The 22,814-nt window shown below is 66.0% G+C and carries 17 protein-coding genes and 1 tRNA gene; 8 read left to right on the top strand and 10 right to left on the bottom strand.

Annotated elements, in window-relative coordinates:
* Window positions 1–230: 230 nt before the first annotated feature.
* From ACM608_RS14555 to ACM608_RS14585, 7 genes are read left to right on the top strand one after another with little or no spacing between them, the layout of a single operon-like run.
* Window positions 231–2,162 (top strand): acyltransferase family protein, encoded by a 1,932-nt coding sequence (locus ACM608_RS14555; protein ID WP_419684121.1) that lies wholly within the window; start codon window positions 231–233, stop codon window positions 2,160–2,162.
* Window positions 2,159–3,283: a glycosyltransferase gene (locus tag ACM608_RS14560; protein ID WP_419684123.1), complete on the top strand. Its 1,125-nt coding sequence runs from the start codon at window positions 2,159–2,161 to the stop codon at window positions 3,281–3,283. Before ACM608_RS14555 ends, ACM608_RS14560 begins: the two co-directional genes overlap by 4 nt.
* Window positions 3,280–4,404: an acyltransferase family protein gene (locus ACM608_RS14565; RefSeq protein ID WP_419684125.1), complete on the top strand. Its 1,125-nt coding sequence runs from the start codon at window positions 3,280–3,282 to the stop codon at window positions 4,402–4,404. Before ACM608_RS14560 ends, ACM608_RS14565 begins: the two co-directional genes overlap by 4 nt.
* Window positions 4,401–5,702: an O-antigen ligase family protein gene (locus ACM608_RS14570; protein WP_419684127.1), complete on the top strand. Its 1,302-nt coding sequence runs from the start codon at window positions 4,401–4,403 to the stop codon at window positions 5,700–5,702. Before ACM608_RS14565 ends, ACM608_RS14570 begins: the two co-directional genes overlap by 4 nt.
* Window positions 5,695–7,002, top strand: a complete 1,308-nt coding sequence (locus tag ACM608_RS14575) for a hypothetical protein (protein WP_419684129.1) — start codon at window positions 5,695–5,697, stop codon at window positions 7,000–7,002. Before ACM608_RS14570 ends, ACM608_RS14575 begins: the two co-directional genes overlap by 8 nt.
* Window positions 6,999–7,991 carry a glycosyltransferase family 2 protein gene (locus tag ACM608_RS14580; protein ID WP_419684130.1) on the top strand — a complete coding sequence of 331 codons (993 nt, stop codon included), beginning with the start codon at window positions 6,999–7,001 and terminating at the stop codon, window positions 7,989–7,991. Before ACM608_RS14575 ends, ACM608_RS14580 begins: the two co-directional genes overlap by 4 nt.
* Window positions 7,991–10,099, top strand: coding sequence for an acyltransferase family protein (locus ACM608_RS14585; protein ID WP_419684131.1), 2,109 nt, complete (start codon window positions 7,991–7,993; stop codon window positions 10,097–10,099). The genes ACM608_RS14580 and ACM608_RS14585 overlap by 1 nt, the downstream gene beginning before the upstream one ends.
* Window positions 10,100–10,132: 33 nt before the next feature.
* On the opposite strand, the gene ACM608_RS14590 is transcribed toward ACM608_RS14585, so the two are convergent.
* From ACM608_RS14590 to ACM608_RS14600, 3 genes are all read right to left on the bottom strand, one after another.
* The gene (locus ACM608_RS14590) at window positions 10,133–11,455 is read right to left on the bottom strand and encodes a hypothetical protein (protein ID WP_419684132.1); all 1,323 of its coding nucleotides are present in this window, start codon (window positions 11,453–11,455) and stop codon (window positions 10,133–10,135) included.
* Window position 11,456: 1 nt separating this feature from the next.
* A complete protein-coding gene (locus tag ACM608_RS14595; protein WP_419684133.1) occupies window positions 11,457–11,720 on the bottom strand; it encodes a spike base protein, RCAP_Rcc01079 family in 264 nt (87 codons plus the stop codon).
* Window positions 11,721–11,806: 86 nt separating this feature from the next.
* Entirely contained in the window at window positions 11,807–12,529 is a 723-nt protein-coding gene (locus tag ACM608_RS14600) for a WecB/TagA/CpsF family glycosyltransferase (RefSeq protein WP_419684134.1), read from the bottom strand.
* Between the two features lie 246 nt (window positions 12,530–12,775).
* On the opposite strand from ACM608_RS14600, the gene ACM608_RS14605 reads away from it, so the two are divergent.
* Entirely contained in the window at window positions 12,776–15,349 is a 2,574-nt protein-coding gene (locus ACM608_RS14605) for a GH12 family glycosyl hydrolase domain-containing protein (RefSeq protein WP_419684135.1), read from the top strand.
* A 43-nt stretch (window positions 15,350–15,392) separates the two neighbouring features.
* Here ACM608_RS14605 and ACM608_RS14610 read toward each other — a convergent pair whose 3' ends face one another.
* The 7 genes from ACM608_RS14610 to ACM608_RS14640 form a co-directional block, all read right to left on the bottom strand.
* Window positions 15,393–16,361: a UDP-glucuronic acid decarboxylase family protein gene (locus tag ACM608_RS14610; RefSeq protein WP_419684136.1), complete on the bottom strand. Its 969-nt coding sequence runs from the start codon at window positions 16,359–16,361 to the stop codon at window positions 15,393–15,395.
* A 135-nt stretch (window positions 16,362–16,496) separates the two neighbouring features.
* Complete coding sequence (locus tag ACM608_RS14615; RefSeq protein ID WP_419684138.1) at window positions 16,497–17,507, bottom strand: LLM class flavin-dependent oxidoreductase; 1,011 nt, start codon at window positions 17,505–17,507, stop codon at window positions 16,497–16,499.
* 111 nt (window positions 17,508–17,618) lie between these two features.
* Window positions 17,619–19,469 carry a phosphoenolpyruvate carboxykinase (GTP) gene (locus tag ACM608_RS14620; protein WP_419684140.1) on the bottom strand — a complete coding sequence of 617 codons (1,851 nt, stop codon included), beginning with the start codon at window positions 19,467–19,469 and terminating at the stop codon, window positions 17,619–17,621.
* A gap of 304 nt (window positions 19,470–19,773) precedes the next feature.
* Window positions 19,774–20,799, bottom strand: coding sequence for a tRNA preQ1(34) S-adenosylmethionine ribosyltransferase-isomerase QueA (queA, locus tag ACM608_RS14625; RefSeq protein WP_419684142.1), 1,026 nt, complete (start codon window positions 20,797–20,799; stop codon window positions 19,774–19,776).
* Window positions 20,800–20,817: 18 nt separating this feature from the next.
* Window positions 20,818–20,893, bottom strand: a tRNA-Thr gene (locus ACM608_RS14630).
* 44 nt (window positions 20,894–20,937) lie between these two features.
* Window positions 20,938–21,264, bottom strand: a complete 327-nt coding sequence (locus tag ACM608_RS14635; RefSeq protein WP_419684144.1) for a hypothetical protein — start codon at window positions 21,262–21,264, stop codon at window positions 20,938–20,940.
* Window positions 21,261–22,574 carry a replication-associated recombination protein A gene (locus tag ACM608_RS14640; protein WP_419684146.1) on the bottom strand — a complete coding sequence of 438 codons (1,314 nt, stop codon included), beginning with the start codon at window positions 22,572–22,574 and terminating at the stop codon, window positions 21,261–21,263. Before ACM608_RS14640 ends, ACM608_RS14635 begins: the two co-directional genes overlap by 4 nt.
* Between the last annotated feature and the right edge of the window lie 240 nt (window positions 22,575–22,814).

Genomic DNA, 22,814 nt, shown 5'->3' on the forward strand with positions numbered 1-22,814 from the left:
TCGTCCCCGGACGCGCTCGGCTCATTTGTTCGCACGCACAAAACACGGACGCAAGCCACTGACAAGGCAATACCGGTCATTTCCCTAGCAGTTGGAGAGTTGACGCCCCAGCCCTAGACTGAAAAAAAGGCGGCCGGTGCTGCACCGCAGCAGGTACGGGAGCGGACGGACGGGTGGTCCGGTCGCGCCGGCGGACACGCGGGGGAATATTTCTGCACGGCGGCCAGGACATGAGCATGGATATCGCGCCGGATGAGCGTCGCCGCATCCACGCCGCGACTCACCCGTCGTACCGGCCCGACATCGACGGGCTCCGCGCGCTGGCGGTCGTGCCGGTCGTCCTCAACCATGCTTTGGTCATGGGCTTCCGCGGCGGCTATGTCGGAGTCGACATCTTCTATGTCATCTCGGGCTATCTGATCACCGGCATCCTGGTGCGGGACCTTGCCATCGGGCGGCACTCGATCGCCGAATTCTATCGGCGGCGCGTGCTGCGGATTTTCCCCGCCCTTTTCGTGATGATCGCCGTCTCCACGCTGTTCGCCTGCGTGGCCATGCTGCCAGAGGAGCTGGAACGCTATGCGCGCTCGGTCGCGGCGACGACGCTCTTCTCCTCCAACTTCCTGTTCTATTCGGAGACCGGCTACTTCGACGCCGCCTCCACGGTGAAGCCGCTGCTCCACACCTGGTCGCTGGCGATCGAGGAGCAGTTCTATATCGTCTGGCCGCTGATGCTGGCGGCGATCGGGGGCACACGACGGCATGGCCTCGTCATAGCGATCGTCGCGACGACGATCGTCTCCTTCGGCATATCGGTCGTCATGCTGCCGGTCGACATGAGCGCGACCTTCTACCTCCTGCCCGCAAGAGCGTGGGAGTTGAGCCTCGGCGCCACCCTGTCACTGCTGCCGGTCAACCCAATCCGGAAGCGGTGGATCAACGAGCTTCTGGGTCTCGCGGGGCTCGCCGCGATCCTCGTCTGCCTGCCTCTCTATGATGAGGGAACGCCGTTCCCCGGCCCTGCCGCCGCCCTCCCCTGCGTCGGCGCGGCATTGCTGATCCTGACCGGCGCGAGCGGAAACCTCGCGGGCCGCCTGCTGTCGCTCAAGCCGGCGGTGTTCATCGGCTGGATCTCCTACTCGCTCTATCTCTGGCACTGGCCGGTCATCGTCTTCGCCAAGATCTGGCTGTTCGTTCCGCTGGCGGACCCGGTGGCGAAAGTGGCGGAGGTGACGCTTTCGGTGCTGCTCGCCACGCTGTCCTGGCGGTTCGTCGAACGCCCCTTCCGCAGCGTGCCGGCCTGGCCGACCCCGCGCGTCTTGTGGACGGCCGCCGGCGTGATGGCCGTTTCTCTGGCAATTGCCGGCGCGCTTCTTCTCTCCGGTGGCCTCGGCTGGCGCTTCACGCCGGAGCAGCGCAAGATCGGCAGCTATCTGAGCGTCGATGGCGATCAGCTGTACCGGCGGGGAACCTGCTTCGCGGTTAGCGAGAACATGACCATCCGGCCGGAGTGCCTGGTACGAAAGACGAACCGGCCCACCGTCCTGCTGCTGGGCGACAGCCATAGCGCGCATCTCTGGCCCGGCCTTTCCCAGCATCCGCGCTTCGAGGTGCTGCAGGCCAATATGATCGGTTGCCGCCCGATCCTCGTGGAGCGGGAACGGCTGAACTGCGAGGCGTTCGAGCGCGACATGCTGCTGCGCTGGGCGCCAGCCCATAAGCCCGCTGCCGTCATCCTGGCGGGGAGCTGGCGCCTTCACGACATGGCGGCACTGGAACGAACGCTGTCCGATCCACGTATCCGCGCGCTCAATCCGATCCTGGTCGGGCCGATACCCCGCTACACGGCGCAGCTGCCGCGACTGCTGGTCTACTCGCAGCTTGGTCGCGAGCAGGCGGCACCCGCCCGCAACCACGTCTCGGAAAGCTTCGAGACGGATGCGGCGGAGCGCGAGATCGCACGGCGCCACGACGTTCCCTATGTGTCGCTGGTCCGCTTGCTGTGCCCCAAGGGTGGCGACTGCCGCACCTTGGTAGGGCCCGGCGTTCCCCTGCAATACGACACCAGTCACCTGACGGCCCCGGGGTCCATCCTGATCGCCGCCACGCTGGCCCCGATCATCGAGCGTGAGATCGCGGAAGGACAGGGAGCACGTCCTTGAACAGCGCAGTCACGCCCCCGCGAACCGCCTGGTTCATGGTCTCCCACTCCTCGGCCGGTGGGGCGCAGGAGATCTGGGCCAACCTCGCCGAGGGATTTCACCGCCAGGGCGACAAGGTCCAGCTGATGGCGCTGTACCCGATGCGCGAGACGGTACGGGAGGCGCCGCCCGAACTGCCCTGGCGCTATGTCGTACCGGTCCGTCCGACACGCCCGACGGCGCAGCTGGCAATGTTGCGCACGCTGATCGCGATGATCCGCCGCGAAAAGCCGGACGTCATCTTCACCGCGATGCCCGCCGCGAACGTCATGGCTGCACTGGCGGCGCGGATCGCCGGCGACGGGACGCGGGTCGTGCTCTCCCATCACTCGCCTGCGGAGACCCACAATCCGATGCTCAACCGGGTCGATTCTGTGGCCGGATCGCTCAGCAGCGTGTCCGCGATTGTCAGTGTTTCGGACACGGTCGGGCGTTCGCTGGACGCAAAGCCCGCCGCCTACCGGGCGAAGCGGATCACCATCCACAACGCGCTGCCTCCGTCCATCGAGAGTCTGCTCGGCGAGCTGGACAAAGGCGTCCGCAGCACCGCGCCGCAAGGCCGCAAGGTGGTGGCGACCGGACGCCTCGCGCGGCAGAAGAACTATCCTTTGCTCGTCCGGGCGGCCACGCATATGCCGGACGTCACCATCGACATCGTCGGGAACGGCCCCGATGAGGACATGCTGAAGGGGCTGGCACGTGATCTGGACGTCGATGATCGGGTGCACTTTCTCGGGCACCGGCGGCGCGAAGACGCGATGAGGATTCTGGCGGGCGCGGACGTCTTCGCTCAGGTCAGCCTGTTCGAAGGGCATAGCCTCGGCCTTATCGAGGCGGCGAAACTCGGCCTGCCGCTCGTCGTCTCGGACGTGCCCGTGCAGATCGAAGGCATCACCGCCACGGATGGGGAGCGTTGCGGCATCGCGGTCGGCGTCAATGACGAGGTCGGGCTGGCCCACGCGATCTTAGGGGTACTCGACAACGGGCACGTTCGCGCCCGCCTCTCCGGCCTCTCACGCAAGCTTGCCGAAAACGCGACGTTCGACGCCATGGTCGCCGCCTATCGCGGGCTCCTTCCATGACGCTCGCCCTCGCCAGCGCCCCGGACGAGGCACCCCCACGCGGAGACGCGCCGCGTAAGTCGCTCTTCACTGTTCAGATCCTGCGGGGGTTCGCGGCAATCGCGGTCGCGATCTACCACACCCACCTGATCCTGGCGAAACCGCAATACGGCGCCATCGATGTCTTCGGCGCGGTCACCTCGCGGGGCTGGGTCGGGGTCAACTTCTTCTTCGTGCTCAGCGGTTTCATCATCCTGTTCGCGCATACCCGCGACATCGGCCAGCCCGCCGCTGCCGGTCGCTATATCTGGCGCCGCTTCTCGCGGGTCTATCCGATCTACTGGATCTTCACGGCGCTCTACGTCATTGCCGCGCTTCTGAATCTCGGCAGCCCGGAATTCCGCTGGACGGCGGAGAACCTGATCTCCAGCGCCACGCTCATCCGTTTCGATCCAAGGCCGCTCGCGCCCCTCGCTGTCGCATGGACGCTGTTCTACGAGGTCGGGTTCTACGCGATCTTCCTGACGCTCATCCTCAATCGGCGGTTCGGCGTGGCGGTGATCGCCGCCTGGGCGGTGGGCATCTTCGTGTCCAGCCTTGTATTCGGCCGCACCAGTCCCGGCATCCTCCACATGTGGAACGTCTACTTCCTGCTCGGCATGGGCGTGTACGCGCTCTTTCGCCGCCTGCAGGCGCGCTGGGCGCTACCAATCCTGATCGGCGGATTCGTGATGCTCGCCGCGATGCTGGCCGCTGGAATGGTTCACCCGCGGATCGGCCCCGCCGGACGCGACACTGTCGAGCTGCTGCTTCTGGCGCTCTGCTTCGCAGCCATCCTGCTCGGCGCGATCCTGTATGAGCGGGATCGTGTATTCACGCCGCCGGCGCTTCTACTGCTGCTCGGCGACGCGTCGTTCTCGATCTACCTCGTGCATTCGCCGGTCCTGTCGGTGGCGGCGGCGGTCAACCACAAGCTCTTTCCGGGACTTCTGCCGCCCGAGCTTGTGTTCATCGTCACGGCCATCGTCGCCGTGGCGGCCGGGGTCCTCGCCTATCTCCTGATCGAGCGCCCGCTGCTTGCGGTCCTGAACCGCTTCGGCCCTCGCCGCCGCGTGGCGGTGCAACCGGCCATGGCGCAGTGAGCAGCGGGGTCGCCTCGGCGGCGCAGGTCACCTTGCCCGCAGATGGTGTCGTGCCGCGCAACCGCCCTCTCGCCCAGGCGGCGATCGGCGGTATCCTGATCCTGACGATCCTCGGGCCGTACATGACGATGAAGCCGGAGCCGTTCACCGGTGAAGGCAGCCCGCTCCGGCAGTTTCTTTACCTCGTCTGCGTGCTTGCCGCGATCGCCAGCACGCGCTTCTGGGCGGAGCCGAGACGCCTCCTTGCGGTGCCGTTGACGCTGGTGCTTGCGCTTGGCTGGTGCTGGCTGTCGGTGACCTGGGCGGCCGACCCGTCGATCGCGGTCCGCCGCCTCGTTCTCACCACCTTGCTGATCATCGCGATCTTCACCGCGATTCGGCAAGCGGGCTACACGGCGACGCTCTCCGCCGCGCGATGGGTGCTGATCACCACCCTGGTCGCGAACTACCTGACGGTCGCCCTGTTTCCCTCTGTCGGCATCCACCAGTACAGCGAGTTGCTGGAACCCGGACTGATCGGAAACTGGCGCGGTGTGCTTCCCCAGAAGAACTTCGCGGGTGCGATCTGCAGCTTCACCCTGCTGATCCTCATCATCGATCCCGGCCGTATTCGGGGGGCCACGCGATGGCTGCTGGTCTTCGCCACTTTGTTCTTCCTCTTGAAGACGATGTCGAAGACCTCGATGGGCATCGGCCTGCTCGGTCTGCTCGTGGCGGCCGTATACCGGTCGTACAACCCCGCCTATCGGGCGCTCCTAATCCCGGTCTTTGCCGTCGTCGCCGCCGGCGCCGCGCTGCTGACCATTGTCTATTTTGACGACATCATCGCGCCCTTGAGCGATCCGGGCGCCCTGACAGGTCGTGGGATGATCTGGCCGCCTTTGCTGGTCTTCGCCAGCGATCACCCGATCACCGGTGCCGGCTACGGCTCGTTCTGGAACATCGGCGCGGTCGCCAGCCCGATTAATCAGTACGCCAAGGGATGGGTCACCCACATCACCAGCGGGCATAACGGCTATCTCGACGTCCTCGTTCAGGTGGGCATTCCGGGATTGGCGCTGACCGTGTTCGCATTGATCGTCGTGCCGATCGTCAGGCTGTTGGCGAGCACGGCGCCGGAGCGGCAGCGCGGTGCGCTGCTGCTGGCGATGATAACCTTCTGCGCCGGTCACAACATGACCGAGAGTACCCTGATGGATCGCGACGCCATCGTGCAGGTCTTCCTGTTGACGGCGATCGCGCTCATCGGCGTGGTCGGCGATCCGCCTGAGGACGACAAGGCGCCTGCCCGTGACTGATCCCGGACGACAGACCGGCCTGCACGGCAAGATCTTCCGCTACGGCATCAGCGCGGTCGGGCCGATTGCATCGGCCGGCAGCCAGCTTCTGCTGTCGCTCATGCTGCTGAAGATGCTGCCGCCGGACGCGTTCGGCAGCTTCTCCTTTCTCTTCGTCGCCTCCGTCTTCAGTTGGGGACTGTGGAGCGCCCTGTTCTGCGCGCCCCTGCCCATTCTGATGTCGCAGGGCACTGCGGAGGACCGTGAAGCGGCCCCGCAGTGCATTCTGGCGGTCAGTCTCGTCGCCTCCGTGCTCGCACTCGCCGTGTTGTTCGGGCTCGGTCTGCTGCTGAAGGTGCCGCCGCTCGCCGCCTTCCTCTTCGCGGCATATGGCGCGGTGGCGCTGATCCGCTGGCTGGCGCGGGCCTATGGCTACGCCTCCGGCCACCCGCTCCGGACGACCGCCTCCGACGTGACGTACAGCGTCGCGCTCGTCGCCGGAGTTGGCCTGGTAATGCTGACCGGACATCCTTCGCTCGATCTTGCCTACGCCGCCCTCCTCCTTGCCGCGGCACTGGGGCTGCTGCCGTTCGGGCGCGCCTATCTGGCGAAGCAGTTCCTGCATCCGCGTGTCCGGGACGCCGCAGGCTATGCGGCCATATGGCGCCAGCATTCGGGCTGGTCGCTGCTGGGCGTGCTCACCACCGAAGCCACCGCCAATGCTCATGCCTATATCGTCACCGGCCTGCAGGGGCCGTCGGCCTTCGCGCCGCTTGCTGCCAGCGCGCTGATGATCCGGCCGATCGGCGTCGCGACCAATGCCCTGTCGGAGTTCGAGCGCGCACAGATGGCGCGGCAGATCGGCGAACGACGCTTCGCCGCCGCCATCGGCTCCGTCCGGACCTTCCGCCTGGCGCTGATCGCGGTGTGGGTGGCGACCGCCATCGCGATCGGCCTCTTGCTGGCCTTCGATCCCAGGCTCATCTTCCCAGCGCATTATCCGCTGCACTTCCTAGCGGTGGGCGCGCTCCTCTGGCTTGCGGTGGCAGGCATGCGCCTGATCCGCGCGCCGGAGAGCGCGTTGTTGCAGGCGGCGGGCCAGTTCCGCCCGCTCGCCTATGCAAGCGTGCTCTCCGCCGTCGTCTCGATCGCCACGGTCGTTCTCCTGCTCGTCACCGTCGGACCTTTATGGTCGATCGGCGGCATCTTCCTGGGTGAGGCGGTGTTCGCCTGCTGGACCTGGGTTCAGGCGCATCGCTGGCGCCAAGCGCAGGGGGACGGCGCCCCGACGCTCAACCATCCGCGAGAGGTCGTGTTATGAAGGTCACGGTCGGCATCAAGGCCCTCAACGAGGAAGCCAATATCGCCGTCGCTCTCAAAAGCGCGTTGGTGGCGGTCGCCCCCCTCGGCGGGGAGGTGGTGCTCGCCGACAGCGGCTCCACAGATCGGACGGTGGAGATCGCGCGATCCTATCCGGTGCGGATCGTCCAGCTTGCCAATCGCGACGAGCGCTGCTGCGGCGCAGGCGCGCAGCTCGCCTTCCAGCATGCGCAGGGCGAGTTCTTCTACCTGCTCGACGGCGACATGGTCCTCGATCCGGGCTTCCTCATCGCCGGCGTGGCCTATCTCGAAAACAATCCCGAGGTCGCGGCGGTGGGCGGACTGGTCTGCGAGCGGAATACCGAGGGTCAGGAGTTCCAGATCCGCGCCAACAGCGTGCGCGCGGGTCGGGACTGGCAACCGGGGGTGGTCGACCGGCTCGATTGCGGCGGGCTCTATCGCGCGAGCGCGGTGCGGGAGGTGGGGTACTTCGCCGACCGCAATCTCCACGCCTTCGAAGAGTTCGAGCTGGCGGCGCGGCTTCAGGCGCGCGGTTGGAAGCTGGCACGCATCAACGCGCCCGCCATCGATCATTTCGGTCATACGGCGGGCGGCTACAGCCTGCTGATGCGGCGGATCAGGTCGGGCTATTCGGGCGCGTCGGGCGAGGTGCTGCGCGGTGCGATCGGCCAAAGGCACCTGCCGATCGTGCTTCGGCGGCTCGGCCATATCCGCAACGGCCTCGTCGTGATCGCCTGGTGGCTGCTGCTGCTCGGCCTGCTGGTCACGGGCCATTTTCTGGTGTTCTTGGCCGTGCTCCTCGCGCCGCTCGCCTTCCTCACCATCCGGCGCGGCTCGCCGTCGCTCGGCCTCTATTCGCTTGCCGCATGGAACGTGACGGCCATGGGCCTGATCAGCGGGCTGCTGCGGCCGCGCGCCGCACCGACGCGGCCACTCGCCGCCATCGATCTGTCGCCGGGTTCTCGCTAATGCGCGCGGAAGAAAATGGCGCGGCCCCGGCCGCCTCAAGCCCCTCGCCGATGGTCCGCAAGTTCTACCGCACCGATGTCCAGGGGCTGCGCCCGATCGGCATCGCGCTGGTCGTCATCTTCCACATCTGGATCGGCAAGGTTTCCGGCGGCGTCGACGCCTTCTTCGTCATCTCCGCCTATTTCATGACGACGTCGCTCCTTTCCACCCTGGAGAAGACCGGGCGCGTGAACCCGCTCCAGTTCTGGGGCCGCATCGCCCTCCGCCTTCTGCCGGTCGCGATGCTGGTGATCGTGGCGACGATCATTGCGGGCGCCTTCCTGCTGCCGCGACCGCTCTGGAACGGCTTCGCGCTGAACGGCCTCGCCTCGACATTGCAGGTCGAGAACCTTCAGCTCATCCGTGATTCGACCGATTATCTCTCACGCGATCAGCCGGCGAGCCCGTTCCAGCAGTTCTGGGCGCTATCCACCCAGATCCAGTTCTTCGCCTTTCTGCCGATGGTGGTCTGGTTCGTCGGTCTGGTCAGCCGACGCGTCTCCGGCCGCGCATATGACAGGCGCATCCACCTGCTGGTCTTCGGCGCGTTGTTCGCCGCCTCGTTCGGCTTCGCGCTCTACATCCTCGCCCTCAACCCCGGCCCGCACTACTTCAACCCGGCGACCCGTCTCTGGGAATTCATGGTCGGCTCGATCTCCGCGGTGCTGGTGTCGACCGTGACTCTTTCCTCACGCACCGCCGCGATCGCCGCCTGGGCAGGCGTCCTGCTGCTGCTCAGCTGTGGCATCGTGGTGCCGTCCACGGCACCCTTCCCAGGTCTCGCCGCTTTGGTGCCGGTCATCGGCGTCGGACTGCTGATCGTCTCGGGCGCCCGGGGAGAACCGGCTGGGGCCGGCAAGCTCCTCTCCCACCCGTTCCTGCAGAAGGCGTCGGAGATCGCCTTCACCGTCTACCTCTGGCACTGGCCGATCCTCGTCTTCGCGCAGGAAGTGTTCGGCACCGCCCAGCTGAACCTGCCGCAGGGTCTGCTGGTCATCGCCCTTGCCGTGGTCGTCGCGATCCTGACCAAGCGCTTTGTCGAGGATCCGTCTCGCTACATCCTCGAAACGCCATTCTTCGCCCGCCGCCCGGCCTGGGTGCGGCTTGCCCTGCCCTTTGTCTTCACCGCGATCCTCGCCGTGCCGCCGCTGCTGATGCTCGCCGCCTGGAACCGCCATTTCACCGGGGAGACGCAGGCTTATGCGCGGACGCTCGACACGCTCACGCCGGCAAAGCCGCTGGCCGTCATAGATCGCCGCCTGCCTGCCGATATCGAGAGGCAGCTCGTCGCCATCCCGAGCATGCGGGTGAAGCTGTACACGAACGGCTGCAACCAAAGGCCGAAGCAGTCGCGCATCGTCGTCTGCGACTTCGGCGACACGCGTCCGGGCCGGCCGCGCGTCCTGCTAATCGGCGGTTCGCATTCAACGCAGTGGTTCCCGGCGTTCGAGAAGATCGCGATCCGCAACCATCTACACCTGATGACCATCACCAAGAGCGCCTGTTCGCTCAGCGGCCAGTATAGCGGCAAGGATGTGGTCAGCTCCTCGATCCCCGCCTGCCGGCGCTGGGCCGACGATGCGGTGAAGGAGGTCCTGCGGCTCAAGCCCGACTATGTCGTCACCACGGCGACGCGGCCGAAGGCGGAAGGCCGCGCGGCCGATGATTTCGTGCCGGGTGACTTCGTGCCGGACGACTATACCTCGCGCTGGGACAGGTTCATGGCGAAGGGTATCCCCGTGATCGCCATCCGCGACAATCCGCGACCCGGCATCTCCGCCCCGTCCTGCGTGGCCCGCCACTTGGACGATCCGGCACAATGCGATCTGAAGCGCGCGGACCATCTGTCCGATCCCAGCCCGCTCCTCGCCTACCCGACCCCGCCCAAGCTCCGGTTCATCGACCTGTCGAACTATCTCTGCGATGGAACGACATGCCCGGCGATCGCGAACGGGCTGCTCGTCTACCATGACAACAGCCACATCTCGGAAGCCTATACGATCAGCCTGATACCCGCGCTCGAGCGTGACCTGCTCCAGGCCATGTCGTCACTCCGCACCCGGAACTGATCCGCCGCCCGGCCGAGCCGGACGGCGTGACCGTCAGATCGCGTCGGCGAGCTTGACCAGGCTGATGTTGTCGAAGTCGCTGGTCTGGCCTGCCGTGCCCACAGATTGCAGCAGCATCACCCAGGATGAGGCTGCGGTTGGCACCACCACATGCGCGGTATAGCCGTCCCCGGCAAACGGCGTGGGCGGATAGGCGGCGGCCGGGGTCTGATAAGAGGCCGCGTTGTTGGTCAGCGCCAGCGACGGTGCCGCTCCAGCGGACGTCTGGTGCTCGCCGGACAGCAGATAGGCAGCGCCGGGCAGGACAGCCGCTGCTTGCGTGATGCGGTTGTCCGATCCGCTGCCCCGCGTCGCCCGCAACTTGCCAGCGTTCCAACCCACGCTGCCGCCGGACATCACCGTGTTCCACCCGGAAAGGTCAGCGGAGAAGCCACCGTTCGTCAGCAGATTCGCCCCCGGCGTGGTCGCCGGCCCGCTCCCCGCCTCGAAGCGCACGCGCCAGACGATGTTGGCCTTGCTGGCGTTCATGCCGGTGAGGCCCTCCAGATACCATTTCGTCCGCGCGGGCGTGCGAAGGACGCTGGCGCGCCGGAAGGCCGGCTGGGTCGCCGCGTTCGTGTCGATCCGGATCGCGCGGCCGGTCACGCTGTCGCGCAACCGGATACGACGCGCGGCGCCGAGATAGGTCGTCCCCGTGCCGACCGGCAGGCTGAACTCGCTCGTTCCACCGCTCAGGACCAGATCGCACTGATCATACGTGTCGCCGCTCGCGATGCCCATGCCCCAGAACGCCGGGGCGAACGCCGCAGCCGAAGCCGTTGCGGGCATGGCGAAGGAGAGGCCACCGTCACCTGGATCGATCGCGATCTCGCAGGTCAGTGTCAAATTGGCGGCCCCGCTGGTCAGCGTAACGCTATGCTCGACAGTCACCCTCGTCCCCGTCGCGGCGATAAGCGGATCCACCGGCACCCCGTCGATCCGCACCGCCTCGGACGAAAGCACCGCTCCCCCGTGATACGATCCCATGAACTTGCCGTTGGCGCTGCTCTGGAAGGCGTAATCCTGCGCGCCGACATCCTCGGAATAGACGAACCGGGCGGCGTGCGTGGGCGCCGCATCGAAGGTGGGGATTTCCGCCGTCCCGACATAGCGCCAGTTCGCCCAGGGCGCGCCGGTGTCGGTCGCCTCCGATCCGCCGCTGTTGCGCGTGAAGCGATGCGCAAAGGCGGTCCCGCGGTCGTTGCGGGCCACCACATAGAAGCCGTTAGCGTTGTCAGGCACGATCCGCTGGCGAAGTCCGCTGCGGACCAGGGTGCCGTACCCTAGCCCGATCCCGCCGGAAGGAATGAGGGCCATGTCAGACCTCCGCGATCAGGTTGGTGGCCGTGGTGCCGGTGGCGCGCACCCAGGACGCCCGCACGCGCAGGTAACTGGCGTCGGGCAGGTTCCTGTCGGTCACGTCCTCACTGGCATCTACACCGCGCAAGGTGACGTCACCGCCGCCACCGACATAGATGCCTTTCGGCACTTCCGGCAGCGGCACGCTGTCGCTGGGAATCACGGTGTAAGGCGCGCGGGCGGGCGCGATCAGGCTGTCGGTTCGAAAATCGTCGTCGGGCATTGCATCCTCCTGTGCCGAAGCGAATCGGAAGATGTTCCCCTTATGTTCGAACGACAGCTGTAGGACAGATGTTTTTCCCGCGCTGCTTAATCGCGGGTTTTCGTGAGAAGGTGATATACGGCGGAGGGATTGGTGCTGGTGTACCTCCAGCCGAGGCGACCCGGCTCATGCAGCGCGCGGAAGAGCCACTCCAGTCCGGCCTTCTGCATCCACATCGGCGCGCGCGGTATCGTGCCCGCCTGATGGTCGAACATGCCGCCGCAGGTTCTGATCCACGCCAGCCCCCGCAACTGCTCCTTGTGGGCCAAAGCGAAGGCTTCCTGCAGGGGGCTCCCCAGGCCGAGCCAGAGCACGTCAGCCCCGGACGCCCGAATCCGCGCGCAGAGGGCATCCATGTCCTTGGGATCGAAATACCCATGCTCCACGCCGACGATCTGGAGGGCGGGGAACTGCGACTGCAGCCTTTCAGCGGCACGCGCCGCGATGCCCGGCTTTGCGCCCAGGAAGTAGAAGCGGACGCCTTCCCGCTCCGCCGCCGCCGCCGCATCGATGATGAAATCGGTGGTGGCGACACGCTCGGTCAGCGGCTCGCGCCAGAAAAGGCGGGTTGCGAAGACGAGCGACTGCCCATCGGGATCGATGATGTCGGTGCTGTCCACGAGCGCGCGGAAGGACCGGTCGCGGTGGTAGGCCGCGATTACCGCGCCGTTGGACGCAATCACGACCTTAGGCGCGGCAAGCTCCCCCGCACGCGCCTTCGCGACATCCTCGATCATCAGGCTCGCCAGCTCGGCACGGCTGATCCTCATCGTCGGAATACCGCCGATGATTCCACCTACACTGCCAATCGCCGCGTCGATCCGAATCTGCCTGCCCCCGCAGCGAATATCTTCAATCTGGATTGAATGCTTCAAAGGATCAGTCTTGGCAACATTCGGCAATCTTTCCCTCCGCAAAGCGCCGCCACAATGATTACCGCGCGATTAAGCGTGACGCGAAAGCAAGAGCGAACACCTCCCGACGCATAGAAGCCACGCAATTCAGCGGAGCTTCCAATGTACATCAACGCCAGCGGCAAGACGCTCGACCTGTCCGGGAAGTCTTCCACCACCATGAGTGCGAGCACGGGCAACCAATATCGCCTCGGGACCGACCGGAACGACCTGTTCCACAGCGTCAATGGCGACATCATGGCCGGCGGCCTCGGTGACGACAGCTACAATTTCTGGTCTTCATCGGCCAAAGCCGTCGAGAATGCGGGCGAAGGCATCGACACGGCCTATGCCTATTTCTGGGGCACGGCCACGCTCGACGACAACATCGAGAACCTAGTCCTGAAGTCGGCCGGCTCGACCGCGGGCATCGGAAATTCGCTGAACAACATCCTCATGGCGGGCGATGTAGGCGCGCTGCTCGACGGCAAGGCTGGCGACGACGTGCTGGTCGGCGGGATCGGCGCCGACATCTACCGGGTCGCGGCTGGCGAGGGTTCGAACGCCATCTACAACTTCCAGTCCGGCTGGGACTCCGTCCAGCTGCAAGGCTACAAGTTCGCGAGCTTCGCAAATCTGATGAAGGGCGCGCAGCAGGTCGGCGACGACGTGGCGATTACGCTATCGAAAAACGAGACGCTGCTCATCCACGATACCGATCTCGCCGGCGTCAAGGCCGAGGATTTCGGCTTCCAGTCGGTCGCGCCGCTCGCCGCCGGCTTCAAGGCGCTTGAGGGTGCGGGCAAGGCGGTCAACTTCAATGGCTGGTACGTCCTGAACAACATCTACAATCCGGGCGCGTTGAAGCAGGGCACCGACTTCACCGTCAGCAGCAGCTACTCGCCGACGGACATGACGAAGGGCACGACCTTCAACTGGTCTTTTCCGGCGACGACGGACAAGGGTGCCACGATCAAGGGCTATCCGGAGGTGATCTTCGGCGTCCCCCCGCTCGGCGCGAACAAGGCCAATCCGACCGACAAGGCGGCCGTCTTCCCGGTGCAGCTAAAGACCCTGACTGACATCACCCTCGACCATGACGTCAGCTTCAAGGGCAACACGGGCGGCTTCAACGTCGCCTACGACATCTGGCTGACCGACAAGCCGAACGGTGGCCGCGACTCGGTGACCAACGAGGTGATGATCTGGGTCCACAAGGGTGCGGTTGCGCCCTATGGCAAGCCGGTCGGCACCTTTACCGACAACGGCGTCACCTACAGCATCTACAACAAGGACAGCTACACCGCCTTCGTCGCTGACGAGGACGTACCGAAGGGCAGCATCAACCTCGACAACTTCTTCGCGAAGATGATCGACATGGGCCTGATGAGCAGCGACGAGTATCTCGCCTCGGTGGAACTCGGCGCAGAGATCGTCGGCGGCACCGGGTCTCTCACGATCAACGATCTCGACATCTCTGTGTCCAGCCGGGGCGACGACGGCGTGATCGTCAACAAGCTGGTGACGGGTGCGGGCACCACTGTGACGCACTCGCTGCACGACGCGGACATCGGGTCGACGATGCTCTATGACGATCACGGGCTGGCGATCGGCACCAAGGTGACCAGCGCCGACGGCAAGGGTGGCCTCACCGTGGAGAGCCGCTCCGACAAGGGTATTCTCCTGTCCAGCGACAGCGTGACCGTGGACAGCGCCGGCGTGAAGAGCATCACGCATTACGATGCCGATGGTGTGAAGACCGGGCTCGATAAGATCATCACCAAGGCGAATGGTGCGGTCCACACCCAGTCCTATGACGCGGCCGGCAAGCTGATCGGGGTCGAGACGGTGTCTCAGATGACCGACAAGATCACGCAGGTGCAGCACTACGGCAGCGACTGGAAGTTCACCGGCGGCGACAACATCGTGGTGAAGGACGGGTTCAACCAGATCCAGCACTACGATGCGAACTGGAAGTTCACCGGTGGCGAGAACGTCGTGGTCAAGAACGGCGTGACCCAGACGCAGTTCTACGACGCCAAGTGGAAATTCCTGGGTGCCGACAACGTGACGGTGAAGGGCGCGGTCGCCGAGACCCAGCACTACGACACGGCATGGAAGTTCGCCGGTGCCGATCGCGTCAAGCTTGGCGCGGACGGCAGCGTCTCGACCGAGCATTTCGACAAGGCCTGGACCTTCCTCGGCCGCGAAGTGGTTACGAAGAACGCGGCCGGCTGGAGCGCGGAGGCGAGCTATGACGGCAAGTCGAAGCTGCTCGACACGCTCTACACGGGCACGACGAAGGGCGAAGTCATCAACGGCAGCAGCGCGCCGAACGAGTTCCACGGCGGGCTTGGGTCGGACACGCTGAAGGGCGGCGCCGGTGCCGACACGTTCCACTTCGACACCAAGATCGGCAATGGCGACGTGGACACGCTGCTCGGCTTCGTCACGAAGCAGGACAGCATCGTCCTCCACCAGGACATCTTCACCAAGGTCGGCCTCGGCAAGCTGGACAGCACCGCCTTCGTGGCGGGCACCCAGGCGCTCGATGCCAATGACCGCATCATCTACGACAAGGCGAGCGGCGACATCTTCTACGACGCCGATGGTGCCGGCGGGAAGGCGGCGGTCCACTTCGCGGAGGTGGCGCCCAACACCATCCTGAACGCCTCCGACTTCCTGATCGTGGCGTGACCATGCCCCGCCGGTCGCCGAATGGGCGACCGGCGGGATGCAATCAGATCGACCGCTTGCCCGCGAGAAGCTGGTCGAAATAGGCGATGGTACGCTCCAGCCCTTCGCGTAGCTGAACCGCCGGTTCCCAGCCGAGCGCCTCGCGCGCAAGGGTGATGTCGGGCTGGCGCTGCTTGGGATCATCGGTCGGGAGCGGCAGGTACACCAGCTTCGATCGGGATCCGGTCATCTCCACCGCGGCCTCGGCGAGCTGCCGGATGGTGAATTCATTGGGGTTGCCGATGTTGCAGGGTCCGATCGTGCCGCTCTGCTCCATCAGCTTCAGGAAGCCGTCGATCAGGTCGTCGACATAGCAGAACGACCGGGTCTGCGATCCGTCGCCATAGATGGTGATATCCTGCCCCTGCAGCGCCTGGATCACGAAGTTGGAGACGACGCGGCCGTCATTCGGGTGCATGCGCGGGCCGTAGGTGTTGAAGATCCGCGCGATCCGGATGTCGACGCCGTGCTGCCGATGATAGTCCATGAACAAGGTCTCGGCGGCGCGCTTGCCCTCATCATAGCAGGACCGCGGCCCGAGCGGATTGACGTGCCCCCAATAGCTTTCGAGCTGCGGATGGACGAGGGGGTCGCCATAGACCTCGCTGGTCGAGGCCTGGAAGATCTTGCCCTTGATGCGCTTGGCGAGGCCCAGCATGTTGATCGACCCGTGGACGCAGGTCTTCAGCGTCTGCACCGGATCGAACTGGTAGTGGACGGGTGATGCCGGACAGGCGAGATTGAAGATCTCGTCCACCTCGACGAACAGCGGCGCGGTGATGTCGTGTCGCAGCGCCTCGAACCGGGAATTCGCGAAGAGATGTTCGATGTTCGATCGACGGCCGGTATAGTAATTGTCGACGCAGAGGACGTCGTGACCCGCGTCCAACAGGCGCTGGCAGAGATGGGAGCCGAGGAACCCGGCGCCGCCCGTGACGAGGACACGTTTCCTGAAAAGCTGGTGTTCGGCCATCCATTCCTCAGCGTTGCCGGCATCGCCGGGAAGTTTCGAACGACGCCGGCAGGAAGCAGGCGGATGCGCAGGGCGCACCCTCCCTTAGCGCGGCGACAAGGCCGCGCAAGCGGATGACAGGTGGGTGATCGCGCGTCAGGCGGCGGCGTCGATCTCTCGATCCAGATCGCGCGCGATATTGGAGATCATGTCCAGCGATCGGAGCCGGGCATCAAGATCGTAGGTCTCCGAGACGATCATCAGTTCGTCCGCGCCGGTCGACGCTAGGAGGTCGCTCAAACCCCGCTTCACTGTCGCAGGTGACCCTACGACCGAGCAGCTCAGCATCTGCATGACCTGCGCCCGCTCGGCCGGCGACCAATAGGCCTCGATGTCGTCGATCGGCGGCTTGGCAAAGCCGCGCGTGCCGCGGAAGATCTCGGTGAAGCCCATCTGCTGCGTGGTAGCGAGCCGACGCGCCTCCTCATCGCTATCCGCGACGATGACGTTGACCCCGATCATCGCATGAGGCCTGGCGAGCGCGGACGAGGGTTGAAACCCCTGCCGGTAGGCGCGGAGTGCGGCATGAAGCGCCGCTGGGGCGAAATGCGACGCGAAGGCATAGGGAAGGCCGAGCATCGCCGCGAGCTGCGCGCCGAAGGTGCTGGAGCCAAGGATCCACAGCGGCACCTCGACCCCGGCTCCGGGATTGGCGATCAGCCGCTGGCCCTCCTGCGCTGGTGCGAGCAGAGCCTGAAGCTCCTGCACCTCCTGCGGAAACTGCTGCGACCGCATGGCATCGACGCGCATCGCTCGGCTGGCGATCTGGTCCGTGCCCGGCGCGCGACCGAGGCCGAGGTCGATCCGGCCGGGGAACAGCGCCTCCAGCGTGCCGAACTGCTCGGCGATGACGAGGGGGCTGTGGTTCGGCAGCATGATACCGCCCGCCCCTACCCGGATCGTGCTGGTCGCCGCCGCAAGATGCGCGATAACGACCGATGTGGCAGCGCTGGCCACGCTCATCATGTTGTGGTGTTCGGCGACCCAGATCCGGTTGAACCCGGCCGCCTCAGCACGGCGTGCGACGGTCGCCGCGTCTGCCAAAGCGCGGGAGACGCCGTGCCCCTCGCGAACACGGACCAGTTCAAGCAGAGAAATCGGGATCATCGGGAGCACTCCTGTCTCCCGAAGATAGGAGCCGCCCTCGACCGACGAAAGAGAGGGGCGGCGCAGATCGACTGCGCCGCCCTTAACGCTAGCTTTAATGCGGCGGCAGGATCAGGCCGTCGCCTTCTCCAGCCGCTCTTCCAGCGCCTCCTGCTCGCGCCAGAGCGCGGGCGGCAGGCGCTCGCCCAGCTTCTTGAGGTCGCGGGCGGCAAGCTCCGCCTCTTCCTTCCAGATCACCGGATCGACTTCCAGCAGCAGGTCCAGCTTCTCCTGAGCAAGGTCGAGGCCGCTCACGTCCAGCGTCCCTTCGGCGGGCACCAGTCCGATCGGCGTCTCGTTCGCCTCGGCGCGGCCTTCCAGCCGGTCGACGATCCACTTGAGCACACGGCTGTTATCACCGAAGCCCGGCCACACGAACTTGCCGCGCGCGTCCTTGCGGAACCAGTTGACCAGGTAGATGCGGGGCAGGACCTTCGGATCGGACGATGCGGCCGCCCCGACGCGCAGCCAGTGCGCGAAATAGTCGACCACGTTGTACCCGATGAAAGGCAGCATCGCGAAAGGATCGCGGCGCAGTTCGCCAACCTTGTTCTCGGCGGCGGCAGTGCCCTCGGAGGCGATATTCGCCGCCAGATATACGCCATGCTGCCAGTCGAAGGCTTCCGTCACCAGCGGCACCGCGCTCGCACGGCGTCCGCCAAAGAGAATCGCGGAGATCGGCACGCCGGCGGGATCGTCCCACTGCTCACTGATCGACGGGCACTGCGCCGCCGGAACGGTGAAGCGGGCGTTCGGGTGGGCGGCCGGGGTGCCGCTCTCCGGCGTCCAGGGGTTGCCCTTCCAGTCGGTGAGGTTCGCGGGCGGCGTGTCGGTCAGACCTTCCCACCAGACGTCGCCATCCGGCGTTGTCGCCACGTTGGTGTAGACGGCGTTGGCGAACAGCGTGTCGATCGCGTTCTTGTTGGTCGCCTGGCCGGTGCCCGGCGCCACGCCGAAGAATCCGGCCTCGGGATTGACCGCGTAAAGGCGGCCGTCCTTGCCGAACCGCATCCAGCAGATATCGTCGCCGATCGTCTCCGCCTTCCAGCCTGGGATCGTCGGCTCCAGCATCGCCATGTTGGTCTTGCCGCAGGCGCTGGGGAAAGCGGCGGCGATGTAGTGGACCTCGTTCTGCGGGCTGGTCAGCTTCAGGATCAGCATGTGCTCGGCCAGCCACCCCTCGTCGCGGGCCATGACGCTGGCGATGCGGAGCGCGAAGCACTTTTTGCCGAGCAGCGCATTGCCGCCATAGCCGGAGCCGTAGGACCAGATCTCGCGCGTCTCCGGATAGTGGACGATCCACTTCTCCTCGTTGCACGGCCACGGCACGTCGGCGACGCCCTCGTTCAGCGGCATGCCGACCGTGTGGACGCAACGGACGAAGAAGCCGTCGTCGCCCAGTTGGTCAAGCGCACCCTTGCCCATGCGGGTCATCACCCGCATCGAGATGGCGACATAGGCGCTGTCGGTGATCTCCACGCCGATCGCGCTGATCTCGGACCCGAGCGGACCCATACAGAAGGGCACGACATACATCGTGCGCCCCTTCATGCAGCCGTCGAACAGGCCGCCCAGCTTCTCCCGCATCTCGATCGGGTCGTACCAGTTGTTGGTGGGACCAGCGTCCTCCTCCGCGTCGGAGCAGATGAAGGTGCGGCTCTCGACCCGGGCGACATCGCGCGGATCGGAGCGGGCGTAGAAGGAGTTGGGTCGCAGTTCCGGATTGAGCGGGGTCAGCGTGCCGCATTCGACCAGCTTGGCGGTCAGCTGGGCATATTCCTCCTCCGAGCCGTCGCACCAGTAGATGGCGTCGGGCTTGGTCAGCGCAGCAATGCCGCCGACCCAGTCGATTAGGCCCTGATGCCGTGTCGGCGCGGCGCCAATCTCCGGGTACGCGATCACCTCTGCTGCGTTGCTGCTCATTCGATCCCTCTACGCTTGGATAGCGGTACGAAGGATTCCCTCCCCCTCGGCCCGCCTGCAGGTAAAAATGCGAATCCTTCCTAGCCGGTCGCGCCCGAAAAAGGAACCTTGCAACACCGCAGCATCCCGCGCTGCAGAAGCGGCCAGAACATCGACAACCCATGTTAAGCGTTGAACATGCCGCGGCAGCGGCCGCAATCACGCTGCGGCGCGATGATCCTGTGCTGCGACACCGCGGGTCAGGATCTCCTCGGCCACGCGCGGGGTACGGGCGTTTCGGAATCCCCGCCCGCATGTTCAGGCATCACGGGAGCAGCAGCGAGCTGTCTCCGTAGGAGTAGAACCGATAGCCGTTCTCCACGGCATGGGCATAGACCGCCTGCATCCGCGCCAGCCCCATCAGCGCCGAGACCAGCATGAAGAGGGTCGATTTCGGCAGGTGGAAGTTGGTCATCAGCCCATCGATCGCGCGGAAGCGGTAGCCGGGGGTGATGAAGATGGCGGTGTCGCCTTCGAACGGGCGGATGATGCCGTCCTCGCCTGTCGCGCTTTCTAGGAGGCGGAGGCTGGTGGTGCCGACGGCGATCAGGCGGCCGCCGCCCGCGCGCACCGCGTTGAGGCGGTCGGCGGTCGCGGCGTCGATCCGGCCCCATTCGGCGTGCATGCGGTGGTCGGCGGTGTCCTCCGCCTTGACCGGCAGGAAGGTGCCCGCACCGACATGGAGGGTTACCGTCTCGGTGGCGACGCCCGCATCCGCCAGCGCCGCCATCAACCCTGGCGTGAAGTGCAACGCGGCCGTGGGTGCCGCGACCGCTCCCTTCTCCCGCGCGAACATGGTCTGATAGTCTTCGAGGTCGCGGTCGTCCGTCGGGCGCTTGCCGGCGATATAGGGGGGCAGCGGCATGCGGCCGGCGCGTTCCAGCAGGACCTCGACCGGCTCGTCGCCCGCGAACGACAGGAGGACCGAGCCATCCTCGCCACGTTCCCGCGCCTCGGCCGAGACGCCCGCGCCGAAGTCGATGACGTCGCCGATCCGCACCCTCTTGGCGTTGCGGACGAAGGCGCGCCAGGAGCGCAGCCCTTCCCGCTTGTGCAGTGTCGCGCCGATCCGGGCATTGCCGCGCGTCCCCTCCAGCTGAGCGGGGATGACGCGGGTATCGTTGAAGACCAGGCAGTCCCCGGCACGCAGCAGCGTCGGAAGGTCGCGGACGATCCGGTCGGAAAAGCCGCCGCCATCGGCCACCAGCATCCGCGCCGCATCGCGTGGAACGGCGGGCCTCAACGCGATCAGGTCGCTCGGCAGGTCGAAATCGAACAGGTCTACGCGCATGAGGGGCCGGGATGAGGGTGGTGCCGGGTGTCGGACTCGAACCGACGACCTACCGCTTACAAGGCGGTTGCTCTACCAGCTGAGCTAACCCGGCCAGGGTGCCGCCTCCATGCGTCAGGGAGGCGCGGAGGTCCAGCGTCAACGCTTGCGCTTCCTTGCCATTGCCTGCGCGTGGGCGCGTTCGACAGTTGCGAACACCCGCTCTGGATCCGGGCTGTCGTAGCGGACGAGGACGGCGGGCCAGCCTTCGTAATGGGGCGATTGCCAGAAGGTCGCGGGATCGGTCTCCTTGAGCAGATCGACCGTCTCACGGTCGATGTGGAGGCAGAAGGAACCGTCTTCCCGGCCGGGCGTGACGATGGCGTGTGCGTTCGCCTTGACTGCCGGCCCGCCATAATAGGTCGCCCGCTCCGCACCGGGGAGGGCGGCGGCGAAGGTCTCGATCGTTTTCCAAGTGAGGCTCATTCGCCCTCCCCGCGCCGCTCCGCGCGGAGGCGGTCCCAAAAAGCGATCCGCTCGGCGAGCTTCGCCTCGAAGCCGCGCGGGCTGGGCGCGTAGTAGGTCTGGGCGGCCATCTCCTCCGGCCAGTAATCCTCGCCAGAAAAGGCGTCGTCGCGGTCGTGGTCGTAGGCATAGCCCTTGCCGTAGCCGATGTCCTTCATCAGCCGGGTGGGCGCGTTCAGGATCGACTTGGGCGGCATCAGCGATCCGGTTTCCTTTGCCGAGCGGAAGGCCGCTTTCTGCGCGACATAGGCGGCGTTCGATTTGGGCGCGGTGGCGAGGTAGAGGCAGGCTTGGACGATCGCCAGTTCCCCCTCGGGCGAGCCCAGGAATTCATAGGCGTCCTTGGCTGCGAGGCACTGGACCAGCGCCTGCGGGTCGGCGAGGCCGATATCCTCGGACGCGAAGCGGGTCAGGCGGCGGAGGACGTAGAGCGGCTCCTCCCCGGCGGTCAGCATCCGCGCCATGTAGTAGAGGGCGGCCTGCGGGTCCGATCCGCGCAGCGACTTATGCAGCGCGGAGATGAGGTTGTAGTGTCCCTCCCGATCCTTGTCGTAGACCGCGACCCGCTGCTGCAGGAAAGCGGCGAGGCCGGCCGGGTCGAGCGGCTCCTCCAGCCCCACCGAGAACAGGGTCTCCGCCTGGTTGAGGAGGAAGCGCCCGTCGCCATCGGCGCTGGCGATCAACGCCTCGCGCGCCTCTGACGTCAAGGGGAGCGGGCGTGCCTCCTCCACCTCGGCCCGGTCGAGCAGCTGGCCGAGCGCGGCGCTGTCGAGGCGGTTGAGGATGAGGACCTGCGCGCGGCTGAGCAGCGCGGCGTTGAGTTCGAAGCTCGGGTTCTCGGTCGTGGCGCCGACCAGGGTGACGGTGCCGTCCTCGACAAAGGGCAGGAAACCGTCCTGCTGCGCGCGGTTGAAGCGGTGGATCTCGTCCACGAACAGGAGGGTGCGCTGGCCCATGCGGGCGTGTTCGCGCGCCTCGGCGAAGACCTTCTTGAGGTCGGCGACACCCGAGAAGACGGCCGAGATGGCGGCGAAGCGCAGGCCGACCGCGTCGGCGAGCAGGCGGGCGATGGTGGTCTTGCCGGTGCCGGGCGGACCCCAGAGGATCATCGAGGAGAGCCGCCCGGCGGCGACCATCCGGCCGATCGCGCCCTCCGGCCCGGTGAGGTGGCCCTGCCCGACGACCTCATCGAGAGCACGGGGGCGGAGGCGGTCGGCGAGCGGGCCGACCGGAGCCGAATCACTGTCCGGTGAGGCGAAAAGGTCGGTCATGCTGATTCGGATATAAGCGCGGGGCGGCGGGATGCATCGGAGCCGAGCGCGGGCAAAGGTAACGACTTTCCCCATACGTGTCGGCAAGAAAACGATCGCCAAGAGGCGTTCTGATCGATTCTGCCACTGATGCGACCGTCTCGCTGGGCACGTCTTCCCCGATCATCCTCGTTCCCCTCCGCCCTCCTCCCGCAAATTTTCCAACTTTGGAAGCATTGAAGTTCGAGCATTACAAGATAT

The sequence above is a fragment of the Sphingomonas sp. ID0503 genome (genome assembly GCF_048565625.1).
Taxonomy (GTDB): Bacteria; Pseudomonadota; Alphaproteobacteria; order Sphingomonadales; family Sphingomonadaceae; genus JBLZUR01.